Here is a 12,521-nt window from a genome sequence, read left to right as displayed (position 1 = left end):
GTAGCAATTAACTTCCAACAGTTTTTTTTAATGCCTATAGAGTTTACCGTTGTAAGTGCTCTAACAAACTTGTGTCAGATTATAGTTATTCTGTTTTTGTTCACGCCAAGTTCAAATGTTTGGTTCAAAAACAAGAAAGGCGCACAATACACATAACAAGTTACTCAAAAGGACGCAAAACGCTTGGCTTGCGCTCCTTCGTAGCTAATTTTAGCCAAGCATTTATGCGCCCATTAGTAAGGCGTTAGGTGCTCCGGTGAAAGAGAGGTTAAATTGAAGCGTAGTGTTCAGTTTAAAATATATTTGGTTTTGTTAATCTTATGCATCATAGGCTACCAATTCCAACATACAACCGTTGATGACTTCTTTGTTAACCCGTTTTATATCGGTAGCATGGTTCTTGGTGTTCTATTAGTAATTAAAGCTTTGGGTTATACCTGCCAAAAGTGTAATAGAAATCAAGTAATGCAAGGTTTTTACAAATATCGCCTACCATCTTCAAATTGTTATAACTGTGGTAACGATATTGACCAAAATCGCACCTAACAAACAGTTTAAAAGCGGACAAAATTCAGTTGGCTGGTTTCGCTCCGCTTCACATTATAGCCAACTAAATTTTGCCTTTTAACTGAGGCGTTACTGATTAAATACTCTAACGTGTATTTGTCCAAAAATGAGTTAAAACCTGCGTTTTAACTCACTGAAATGAAAAGTTTAAGACTAACAACGTGTCTTTTTAAATTTAGTGTGGCTTTAAACTTTACGTTCTGTATAGCACTTTGATTACATGCCAACCAAAGCGCGTTTTCACTAAATGTGGCTCTAAGATTTCGCCGCTGAATGCTACTTTGTCGAACTGGGGCACCATTTGACCGCGTCTGAATTCACCCAAATCGCCGCCTTTTTTACCCGACGGACAGGTTGAATATTTTTTAGCTAACGTCTGAAACTTCGCACCTTTTTTAAGTTGCTTGATGATGTCTTCAGCTTGTTCTTTGTGCTTAACAAGAATGTGCAGTGCGTGCGCTGTATTTGCCATGGGAAATCTCGAAAATTAAAACGCGCGTATTTTATCACGGCAATCAACACTGAGCCAATGCGGCTATTTATGTTTACTTGTTGCCTGCAAAAATCCTATTACCAAACAAAATTGCGCTAAATAATAACTCCCCATGATTGCGATATCTGCATGCGCTGTTTCTAAATAAAAACGGTTAAGGCCAAGAATAGAGTCTGATATTACAAACACGGCCCCACCTAACACTAAAAAACCGTTCGATTTATCCGTCATCCAAGTAATACTTGCCATTATGGTGAGCACCAACATATAGAAAAGCACGGGAATGAGCATGTTATTCAGGTTTGGATAGAATAAGCAAAAAACGATGATGGCCAAAAATAGATAAAGGAGTACAACGTCTAGTCGCCAGTTTTTAATTGGCAACATAGTAATGATATAAAAAGCGTGGCTTACAAAAAATGCAGCTAAACCACCTATAAAAAGTTGCCCTGTATCAAAGGCTAACAACACATCACCTAGTACTGAAAAACTAAGAGCGAATAATAAAGTGGTAAAAGTGCGATTTTGTAGCTGACTGCGCGCTTTTAACACCATCACAATCAAAAGGCCGATTGGTAATGTTTTAAATAGCGCCATAAAAGGCTGAGGTAATGCTGGTTGTAATAGCAATAAAGCAATGTAGACCGAACTTAGGATTAGAAAGAGTGTGTTCATATTCTTATTATTGTGGTTTGTTCCCAATAACGAGAATAGCAAGCTTTACTCTAAATGTTTATAAAAAATGCTGCTTTTGTTTTTCGGTCAGTAACTTACACTGTGTTTGCTTGCCAAAAAAACGATACCGATTACGGCCAAGCCAATCATACACTCCATCGCGAAAACCTTTTGGCAGTAGCTTGAACACCTTAGCTAAAGAGAATGGAAAACCTAATTGAGTTGCGATAAATAACACAGCGTCACTTTGTTTATATAGCTGGTTTTTATCAATCACTAACATTGAGGAAAGTGGATCGTCAACTTGATACGCCTTTAATAAACGCTCACCTTTATCGCTTTGCATGGGGCATAACTTAAAGGTTATTTGCTTATCAAAGCGAAGAATGAACTGCACACAAAAATGGCACAGGTTGCACTGACCATCAAACAAGATGACTGGGCAGTGAGTTTGCAAAATCAACCGCTTACTTGCACTACTTGTTTTCCGGTAAAACCACCAGCAAGTTGTTTATTTAAAGCTGCTGAAACAGCCTCTGCGGTAAAATCAACGGCATGAATTTGTGGCAGTTTAATCTCGCCACGGGCTGCATTATCGAGTAATAAGTTACCCATAAAGCTTAGCTTTTGCTGTGCACATAAGCTATTTGCAAGCCACGCTCCGCCTAACGATACAATGCCAATATTTGGTGCTCGCCTAAACATTAGTTCTTGTTCAAATTTAGGTAATTCATTTAAACAGGCAATATGGCCACAAAAGCGCATTAGCTCAACATTACGAATGGTGGTATCGCCACCAATACAATCAAGCACTGCATCAAAACCTTGCGGACCTAATTCACGGCGAATTTTATCTTCAAGTTTTGGGTCTTTGTAATCAAACACCACATCAGCACCTAATTGCTTAAGTAACTTATGATTGTGTTTGCTGGCAGTCGTAAACACGGTTGCACCACGTTGCTTAGCAAATTGAATAGCGAATTGGCCAACGCCGCCTGCACCTGCATCAATAAACAGTGAATCCCCTTCGCTTAGCTGTAACTTATCAAGAGCAATTAATGCTGTCATACCTGAACAAGGTAAGGTTGCAGCGTCTGCCGGTGATACGTTATCTGGCACAACCGATACCGCATAGTTTGGTACCGTTGTGTATTCAGATAACACGCCTTGATCACCAAGGCTGGCGTGCCATACCACACGTGCCCCCACACCAGGGAATACACCTTTATTGGCTTGAACAACCACCCCAACAGCATCATGGCCTAATACATGGGGGTAATGCCATTTGCAAAAGCCTTGTTTTGCAAAGTTGGCATCACCATGATTTAAGCCCACATATTCAACTTTTATCAAGAGCTCATTGCCTTCAGGGCTCGGTACTGGCACAGAAAGCTCAGATAACGCAATCGCGTCATTTGGCTCAAGCAGTGCAAGCGCGCGCATTGTTGACGGAAGATCTGTAGTTTGTTGAATATGTGACATTTAATACTCTGGGTTAAAGGTTGTTTAGTTCAAAGCTCCAACGACCATTAAATGCTTGATAAGCACTTACTTTGGCCTGTAATGAAGCAATTGTTGAATCAACAGCGTTCTCTTGCGCTATTAAAACATCCTGTCTCGCATCTAACAACTCTAAGTAAGGAATTTGTCCTTCTTGATACATTGCTTGAGCTTGACCAAATGCTTTATTCGCATAATTAAAACGCTGATCAGCATAACTTAACTGTTGCTGCTGTTTGACTAGCCTTTGTAAAGTAAGTTCACTATCGCTAATGGCTTTTAATACTTTACTTTGATAGTCACTGTAAGCGGCTTCACTTAAAAACTGCTGTGCATCACGCTGAGCTAATAGTGCAGGATAGCTGAGTAATGACCATTCAACTTTTGGCGTTACTTGCCATTGTTGCACAGTATCTTCTAAACCATTACTGGTTAAGCTCACCACACCTGCAAACCCTGCCAAACTAATATCTGGCAGTAATGCTTTTGAGGCGGCAACACTCAATGAATAAGCCTGACTAAACTGATACAAAGCACTGGTGATATCTGGTCTCAGTGCCATTGCTTCACTGGCTTTATTAAACGACACGCTAAATTCGTGGCTGAGTAACTCAGGCTCTTCAACCAATGTTATATCGCTTGCAAGTCGCCCGGTTAGCACCGCAAGGGTTGCGAGGTCGCGATATTGCAAATAACTAAGCTCAGGAATAAGCGCTTGTTGCTGTTTTAACTGCGCAAGAGTTCGGTTAAGATCAAGCTCATTCGCAACCCCCTCTTCTACTCGCGCTTTTAATACATCAATACTTTGCTCGAGCGCCTCGATTTGCATCTCAATGATAGCTTGCTTTTGCACATTACCTTGATAGCTTACATAGCCTTGCACCACGGCTGAAACCACTTCAACCTGTAATGCTCTTAACTGCTCTGCTTGGTTTAGCGCGCCCGCATTAGCAGCATCGACAAGTGCGGTAATACGGCCAAACAAATCAAGCTGCCAATTAACATTAACACCAGCGTTTGATTGGCGGGTAATAACACCATCTAAGCTGCTTCGCTCTGCGCCTACGCTTAGGCTACCCTGCGGATAATAATCCGCGCGGGCTGCACCTAAACGGGCAATTGCTGCATCAAGTTGAAGTTGACTGGTTTTTAAGTCGTGATTCATTGCTAATGCATCAGTCACTAAATTGTTTAACTGGGTTGAATCTAAACGGCGCCACCAATTATTTTCGCTCGCACCTTCGTTTTGTTCACCAATTTGTGTATCGCTAACAAATTGTGTCAGGCTCACTTGCTGCTCTTGCATATCGACGCTTTGTGCGCAGCCTGCTAGTGCTCCAGTTAATAGCATTGCACTAACTAGTTTGCCGTGTTTAAAGATTGCTTGAAGAGGCCTATGCATCATGTTGCTCCTTCTGCGATTTTTTAGTGACTAACATATAAAACACCGGGGTGAACAATAAGCCAAACACAGTTACACCAATCATGCCTGAGAACACTGCGTTACCCATGGCATGACGCATCTCAGCACCAGCACCTGTTGCTAAAACAAGGGGTACAACACCTGCTGTAAAGGCAATTGACGTCATTAAAATTGGGCGAAGTCGTAAGCGACACGCTTTGATAATAGCTTCAAGATGAGACAGCCCCGTTTTATGCTGATCTCGTGCAAACTCAACCATCAAGATGGCGTTTTTACTTGCCAGTGCAACCAGTACGATTAATGCGATTTGCGTGAAGATGTTGTTGTCATCACCAACAAGCCACACACCTAACAAGGCCGAGAAAATCGTCATAGGCACAATCAAAATAATAGCCAGTGGTAATCTTAAGCTCTCGTATTGCGCAGCAAGTACCATGAACACAAGTAATACAACCAGTGGGAAAACATACACCATGGTATTACCTGCTAATATTTGCTGATACGTTACTTCTGTCCATTCAAACTCGATACCATTTGGTAATGTATCGGCAAGGATTACTTCAATCGCATGCTGTGCTTGGTCTGAGCTATAACCTGGCGCAGGGCTACCATTTAGTTCAGCTGTTGGATAACCGTTATAGTGCATTACTCGATCTGGGCCTGTTGTAGGCGTGACAGTTAATACAGAGCCTAATGGCACCATCTCACCCATACGGTTACGTACCTTAAGATTCAAGATTTGATCTGGCTCTTGACGGTAATCGGCATCAGCTTGTGCATTAACCTGATAAGTACGACCAAACAAGTTAAAGTCATTGACGTACACAGAACCTAAGTACACTTGTAAGGCATTAAATACTTCATCAAGTGGAATACCTTGAATAAGCGCTTGCTCACGGTCAATGTCGATATCCATTTGTGGTACTTGAATTCTAAAGGTTGAGTATAGGCCCATTAACGCAGGGTCTTGTTGCGCTTTAGCAATAGTTGCTTGTAAGCTATTAAAGAGTGCCTCAAAGCCTTTGTTAGCACGGTCTTCAATTTGTAGTTTAAAGCCACCTGTTGTCCCTAAACCTTGAATTGGCGGTGGCGGGAATACCGCAACAAACGCTTCATCAATAGTGGCAAATTTTTGATTTAATTGAGCCGCAATTGCCATTGCTGACATACTCGGATCTTGGCGCTCTTCAAAAGGTGCAAGTGGAGTAAACATAATGCCGCTATTAGGGCTATTTGTGAAACCATTCACCGATAAGCCAGGAAACGATACTGTATTTGCAACACCCGGTACTTGTAATGCAATTTGTTCCATTTCTTGCACAACTTCTTGGGTTCTGTCTAAACTTGCCGCATCGGGTAGCTGTGCCACAGCCACTAAATATTGCTTATCTTGCTGTGGGATAAAGCCGCCTGGTACAGCATCGAACAATTTAACTGTGCCACCAACAAGCGCAACATACGCAACTAATACAATAACACTCATACGAATTAGTTTTTGTACCAGTTTTTCGTAGCCATTAGCGCCTTTATCAAACAAGCGATTAAATGGTTTAAACAGCCAGTTACCGAATACGCGGTTTAATAACTTAGTTAAACGGTCTGGTTTTGCATCATGACCTTTTAGTAACAGCGCTGATAATGCAGGTGATAGAGTTAACGAGTTAAACGCTGAGATAACCGTCGAAATTGTGATAGTTAAGGCAAATTGCTTATAAAATTGACCAGATAAACCCGTAATGAAAGCCGTTGGAATAAATACCGCACACAGTACAAGTGCAATGGCGATAATTGGTCCTGTTACTTCGGTCATTGCGACACGGGTTGCTTCAAGTGGCGATAAGCCCTGCTCGATATTACGCTCAACGTTTTCAACCACCACGATAGCATCATCAACAACAATACCAATGGCAAGAACCAAGCCGAATAGCGATAAGGTATTAATCGACACACCCAACCATTGCATAACCGCAAACGTACCAATCAAAGATACCGGTACCGCAATAAGCGGGATAACCGATGCACGCCAAGTTTGTAAAAACACCACAACAACGATTACAACTAATGCGATTGCCTCTAGTAGCGTTTTAATAACAGCATCAATTGAGCCACGTACGAATACAGTTGGGTCATAAACAATGTCGTATTCAACACCTGCAGGAAAGTCTTTTGATAATAATTTCATGGTTTCACGCACTTGATCAGAAAGCTCTATCGCATTAGAACCAGGGCGTTGGAAAACAGGCATAGCAAGTGCTGGTTGACCATCTAACATCGCTCTTAGTGCATAAGTGTCTTGGCCTAATTCAAGGCGTGCAACATCACTTAAACGTGTAAGCTGACCTTGTTCACCTACTTTGATGATCACATTTTCAAATTCTTCTTGTGAGCTTAAGCGCCCTTTTACATTCATCAGAATTTGAAATTGATTACTTTTCGAAGTTGGTTGTGCACCTAAACTACCCGCAGCAACCTGTTGGTTCTGCGCGCGTAATGCATTTACTACGTCCATGGCTGTTAAGTCACGTGCCGATAACGCATCAGGGTTAAGCCAAACACGCATTGAGTATTGACCACCACCAAACATACGCACATCACCCACACCCGGAAGACGTGCAATTTGGTCTTTGATATACAAATCAGCATAGTTCGCTAAGTAGGTCGTATCATGCGTTTTTTCTGGTGAATATAAATGCACCACCATGGTTAAATCTGGTGATGATTTTTCGGCTACAACACCTAAACGCTGAACTTCTTGCGGTAAGCGTGGAAGCGCACTGTTAACACGGTTTTGCACTTGGACTTGCGCACGGTCTAAATCAGTCCCTAATGCAAAGGTTACTGTTAAAGTCATACGGCCATCACTGGTTGCTTGCGAAAACATATACAACATGTTTTCAGTACCATTAATTTCTTGCTCAAGCGGCGTTGCCACTGTTTCAGCAATAACCGTTGGGTTTGCACCCGGGTAACTTGCCGTTACTACAACTGTTGGCGGCACTACCTCTGGGTACTCACTCACTGGCAATTGAAATAACGAGATTGCCCCTGCAATGAGAAAGATAAGCGACAGCATCGCTGCAAAGATGGGTCGCTGGATAAAAAAGTGTGAAAATTTCATTTTGACCTACTGTTTAGCAACCAAATCTGAGTGATTATTTGAAAGAGTGAATGCAATTCCGTCGCTATTAATAGTGACTGTGTTTGGTGAAATAGGCATACCAGGACCAACACGCGCCGGGCCATTCACAGCAATCACATCATTTTCATTTAGACCTGACGTAATCGCTCGTAAGCTGCCGTAACGCTCACCCACAGTCACTAATTTATATTCAAGAACATTGCCTTCACCTACGGTAAGTACAAAGCGATTCTTTAAATCAGTACCAATCGCACGTTCTGGCACGATTACTTTTTCGCTCACTTTATTGGCAGCAAGTTTGATACGAGCAAATGAACCTGCACGTAATTGTTGTTCATCGTTTTCAAACACTGCACGTACACGAAGAGTGCCTGTAGTTTCGTTGATTTGGTTATCAATGAAGTTGATTTTGCCATTGTAGTTAAAGCTGGTTTGACCCACTTTTTGCATCACAACAGCTTGTTCACTTTGCGCTGTCACATCAGCAAATGACCGATTCCACGTGCGCTCATCAATATCAAAATAAGCATACATTTGCTGGTTTGAAACAATGCTTGTTAATACACTTTGACCTGCAAGCACGTTGTTACCTTTGGTGATATTCGCGCGCGATACAACGCCATCAATTGGCGAACGCACTTGCGTAAATGCTAAATCAAGCTCAGCGGCAGTAAGCTCAGCTTGTAGTGCTAGCAATTGTGCTTCGCGTTGTCTTAGTGTTGATTTACGAGACTCAGCTTGCTCCGTTGAAATCGCTTTACGCTCAGTTAAGCGATCTGCGCGTTTTGCTTCGCTTTTAGCTTGCTCAAGTGCTGCCTTAGCACTTTCGATTTGTGCCTTTAAGCTATCTACTACGGCAGCAAATGGACGAGCATCAAGGGTGAAAAGCAAATCGCCTTCTTTAACGCTGTCACCTTCTTTAAAGTTAATTTTATCGATAACACCCGAAACACGCGGCATAAGCGCGACTTCTTGTGGTGCTTCTAAACGCGTTGTATAGGTGTGCCAATTTTGTACCGGCTTAACAAGCACTTGTGCTACATCGATTGGTTGTAAATGCTGTTGCTGCGCTGCTTGATTGGCTTCTGTGCCACACCCTGCAAGCGTTAAGCTCGCAATGGTCACTGCCACTGCAAGAATAGATTTGTTCATCACGACTCTCCTGTTAATAGATTGGAGACAATGTTACGGAACTAATTAGCGGATAAAAATGATAGATTTTTAAATTCATTAATGCCAGAATGGCACCAATAAAGTTTGAGGAACTGCTATGGATACCACCAGCCGTTTATTAATGTTGCTTGAAGTGATTGAACGAGGCTCATTTGCTAAAGCTGCTGAGTCTAGAAATATAGACCGCTCAGTCATTTCAAAACAAATTAGCCGTCTTGAAGATGAATTAGGGGTGCGTTTACTTAATCGTACTACACGATCTTTTTCATTGACTGCTGCTGGCGCAGAAATGGTAAAAAAAGCAGCTGAACTCAGAGATTTGTTATCAGATACCGTAAGACTGGCAGAGAATTACCACCAAGAACCCCGTGGTACGTTAAAAATCACCTCATCAAGTATTATCGGTAAGCGTTATATCCAACCAGTCATTAACGACTTTCAAAAACGTTTCCCGCAAGTTGAAGTAGAGCTTCGTTTAGACGACAGACTGATTGACTTAGTATCAGAGGGCTATGATTTGGCTTTCCGTGTTGGCGAACCAAAAGACTCATCATTTATTGCCCGTAAAATTGCCCGCAATCGTATGTTATTGCTTGCTTCACCTGAGTTTATTGAAACCTACGGTATGCCAAAACATGTTGAGGATTTAAAAGAGCTACCTGCTGCGAGCTATTCAAGCCCGAGTAAACGTATTAGTGGTATTCGTTATCGCAATGGCGACGGCGATATTATTGAGCAAAATATCAAAAGCGTCTTTCGTGCGAACGATGCCGAAGTACTTTTGATGAAGGCTATCTCAGGCAATGCATATGTTTTAGCACCGGCCTTTATTCTTGATGATGAAGTTAAACGTGGCGATCTCGTACCAATTTTAACCGATATGGAATTACTCGATTACAGCGCGGTGTATGCGGTTTACCCACACAGAGACTTGCCTGTAAGAACACGTTTATTCTTTGATGCTATGCGTGAATACATAGGCAAAGATATTCCAGTATGGGAAGCAAACATTCCTGACTTTGACACTATGTACAAAGGTTAAGTTTAAAACGTTAACTCGCTTTATTTTGTTGGCTTAACTCATACGCCGTTACCACTCTATTTCGACCTTGCTGTTTGGCTTGGTATAGCGCATCGTCAGCACGCTTAATAAAGTTTTTCAGGGTTTGATTTGGCATGTAGCAAGCAACACCAATACTAATGGTCAAATTAATAGCTTGCTCATCAATGTTGTGGATAGTTGTTGCTAAGTGGTCGCGCAGCATATCTGCAAATTCATAGGCACTTTGCGGGTCGCTGTCAGGTAAGAAGATAGCAAACTCCTCACCGCCGATACGAAATACGTAGCCTTTACTAATGCGTTGCCTAAAGAAACTGGTGACTTCAATTAAAATGCGATCGCCCACATCGTGGCCATACTGATCATTAATATTCTTAAAGTAATCAAGGTCGAGCATTAAGATGAACAAGCCGTTTTTGTTTTTTAGTTCAACTTCAAAATAATGGGTCATCGCCAAGCGGTTACCTGCCCCGGTTAAAGGATCAAGTAATGCTAAGTTTTCGAGCCGCTTACCATATTCTGCACGACTATTCTCAAAAGTATGCGATACCGCCCAGATACTGATGTAAGTAAACGAAAAATTAAGTAAAAAGTTAACACTATTGAGAGGTTCAAGACTTGATTTGGTTAATAGAATAACACCTTGTAGCACAGCCACTAGAAGCGACAAGACTTTGCCGTATTGTTTACCTAATAATAGATAAAATAAAACCGGTAATGAGCAAGTCCAAATAAACAGCAAGCTTTTAACATTGCTGAGATACGTGCCCAATGTGATGAGTAGCGTTAAAAACACGCATAAGGTAAGCGACTGCCAAAGATGGCCATTGCGTTTTCGAGTATAAAAAAAGATATAAAAACAAAACGATGCAAAAACGACTTCTAATGCCCCAAGGACAAAAAAGTCATTAATAAAAAGATTAAAACCGGCGAATATTCCTGCCAATGCACCCAAACAAAAGCCCATCCATTTAAGAACGTTATTTCGTAATGCTTGAGTGCCTCTTAGCGCCCCAATATCCATCAGGTTTCTCGTTATTGTTTAAGTTGCCTAATTTTAACGCGAAACAAGAATTATAGGAACAAGTTATTAAGCAAACTTGCATAAAAATGCAAACGTTTACATAAACACCAGAAAAACTAATACTTTTTAACTTTGATTTTCAAATGAGAAAATGTGCAATGAGGTACACGATGCTAACAAGAAGCGATTTTAAAGCGCGTCCAAACACAGCGATCAACTAGCAGCTAATCATTAATCAAGTCACTGACCTCTTCAATTAACTCATCAAACTCATCGCGTACGTTACGACGCTGTTTATCGGTTAATGTAGGTTTTAGCTCCAATAGTAAGTTAACGTAGTTATCGAGATTTTTATCATCGGCGGCAACTAACTCATCGCTCATAAATGCAAAACGGTCATTAATGATAACAGCGAGTTGACTATCAAAATCTGCTGTTTTTTGCTTTTGCATAAATAGCGCTTTTAATGCATCTAAACGCTTTTGCTTGTACTGCATCCACAGTAAGAATGTACTGACTCGAGTATTTGATGAGTTCTCTATCAGTGTTTGTTGCTGTGCAGATAGCTTGGTACCGAACCACTCTTTATAGTTTTCAAGGTTTTCTTCTAAACGTTCTTTTTTATGTTGCTCAGGCGATTTTTCTTCGTGTTCTTTGTATTCATCATTAATGTTTTCTTGCAGCGCAGCAACAAACTCAACTCGCTGTTCATATGAAAGAGAGTTTGCTAAATCAATAAGTTCAGGCTCGATTTTATCAACCAGCGTTTGCCAATGCTGCTTTGCTTGTACAAAGTGTTCTTTAAGTTCGTTATGATCAACTTGCTTATCTAACATAGTCTTTAAGCTTTCAAGATCACGTTTGTATAAAGGAAGTTGTGTTTCTCGATGCCAATCGCGGCTGGTTTTGACGATATGCTTAAATTTATCAGCTTGGTCACTGTTGAGGTCAACATAATCATCAATCCAAAACCCTGATAACCAACCTAAGTTATTGTAAGTGAAGCTAGGAGAACAACCAGCAACGGTGAACAACAAACTAAATACGATTAGATACTTTGATAGCTTTTTCATTGTAGTTTTTCAAATCCTGTTTCAAAACAAAGTAAACATACCACCGAGAACAAATATTCAGCAACAGCAATTAAATGAAATTAATTATCATTTAAGTATTGACGAACAACTAAACCTAAGTAATAATCGTTATCAACAACTTGGTTTGCTAAACTATTCTCACAGCAACATCATGCTGTTAAAGGCTTTGATGCTGTTTAACCAAGTTAGTTCAAGACGTAACTCTTGATTGTCATCTGTTTCCTCGACCCAAACATAGACATAAAACGTTACACTTTACTTGCTACATTGCTCATATCGGTGACGGTAGATATGACACGAAAAAGCCCGCTACGGGCTTTTTTTATTTCTTTAATTTTTCTGTAAAATCTGTATCTTAAGCCTACTTGTTAAT

General features: G+C 41.0%; 10 protein-coding genes. 1 reads left to right on the top strand and 9 read right to left on the bottom strand.

Going from position 1 to position 12,521, the window contains the following annotated elements; translation table 11 throughout:
• Positions 1 to 760: 760 nt before the first annotated feature.
• From ppiC to AOG26_RS19485, 7 genes are all read right to left on the bottom strand, one after another.
• A complete protein-coding gene (ppiC, locus tag AOG26_RS19515) occupies positions 761 to 1,039 on the bottom strand; it encodes a peptidylprolyl isomerase PpiC (RefSeq protein ID WP_054552145.1) in 279 nt (92 codons plus the stop codon).
• A gap of 63 nt (positions 1,040 to 1,102) precedes the next feature.
• Entirely contained in the window at positions 1,103 to 1,735 is a 633-nt protein-coding gene (locus AOG26_RS19510) for a lysoplasmalogenase (RefSeq protein ID WP_054563993.1), read from the bottom strand.
• Between the two features lie 58 nt (positions 1,736 to 1,793).
• Positions 1,794 to 2,168 (bottom strand): thiol-disulfide oxidoreductase DCC family protein, encoded by a 375-nt coding sequence (locus tag AOG26_RS19505; protein ID WP_268795271.1) that lies wholly within the window; start codon positions 2,166 to 2,168, stop codon positions 1,794 to 1,796.
• A gap of 26 nt (positions 2,169 to 2,194) precedes the next feature.
• A complete protein-coding gene (locus AOG26_RS19500; protein ID WP_054563991.1) occupies positions 2,195 to 3,217 on the bottom strand; it encodes a zinc-binding dehydrogenase in 1,023 nt (340 codons plus the stop codon).
• A 13-nt stretch (positions 3,218 to 3,230) separates the two neighbouring features.
• Positions 3,231 to 4,637 (bottom strand): TolC family protein, encoded by a 1,407-nt coding sequence (locus AOG26_RS19495; RefSeq protein WP_054563998.1) that lies wholly within the window; start codon positions 4,635 to 4,637, stop codon positions 3,231 to 3,233.
• Positions 4,630 to 7,776, bottom strand: a complete 3,147-nt coding sequence (locus tag AOG26_RS19490; protein WP_054563990.1) for an efflux RND transporter permease subunit — start codon at positions 7,774 to 7,776, stop codon at positions 4,630 to 4,632. The genes AOG26_RS19495 and AOG26_RS19490 overlap by 8 nt, the downstream gene beginning before the upstream one ends.
• Positions 7,777 to 7,782: 6 nt before the next feature.
• Positions 7,783 to 8,949, bottom strand: coding sequence for an efflux RND transporter periplasmic adaptor subunit (locus tag AOG26_RS19485; protein ID WP_054563989.1), 1,167 nt, complete (start codon positions 8,947 to 8,949; stop codon positions 7,783 to 7,785).
• Between the two features lie 118 nt (positions 8,950 to 9,067).
• Here AOG26_RS19485 and AOG26_RS19480 point away from each other — a divergent pair, with 118 nt between their 5' ends.
• Positions 9,068 to 10,012 (top strand): LysR family transcriptional regulator, encoded by a 945-nt coding sequence (locus AOG26_RS19480; RefSeq protein ID WP_054563988.1) that lies wholly within the window; start codon positions 9,068 to 9,070, stop codon positions 10,010 to 10,012.
• A 10-nt stretch (positions 10,013 to 10,022) separates the two neighbouring features.
• On the opposite strand, the gene AOG26_RS19475 is transcribed toward AOG26_RS19480, so the two are convergent.
• Together AOG26_RS19475 and AOG26_RS19470 are read right to left on the bottom strand one after the other, a co-directional pair.
• Positions 10,023 to 11,054, bottom strand: a complete 1,032-nt coding sequence (locus AOG26_RS19475; RefSeq protein WP_054563987.1) for a GGDEF domain-containing protein — start codon at positions 11,052 to 11,054, stop codon at positions 10,023 to 10,025.
• Positions 11,055 to 11,278: 224 nt separating this feature from the next.
• Positions 11,279 to 12,127 (bottom strand): DUF6279 family lipoprotein, encoded by an 849-nt coding sequence (locus tag AOG26_RS19470; RefSeq protein WP_152966999.1) that lies wholly within the window; start codon positions 12,125 to 12,127, stop codon positions 11,279 to 11,281.
• Between the last annotated feature and the right edge of the window lie 394 nt (positions 12,128 to 12,521).

Origin of the sequence: Pseudoalteromonas sp. UCD-33C (genome assembly GCF_001306895.1) — a bacterium.
Classification (GTDB): domain Bacteria; phylum Pseudomonadota; class Gammaproteobacteria; order Enterobacterales; family Alteromonadaceae; genus Pseudoalteromonas.
The sequence above is the reverse complement of the archived record's forward strand: the minus strand, read 5'-3'. Positions and strand labels throughout refer to the sequence as shown.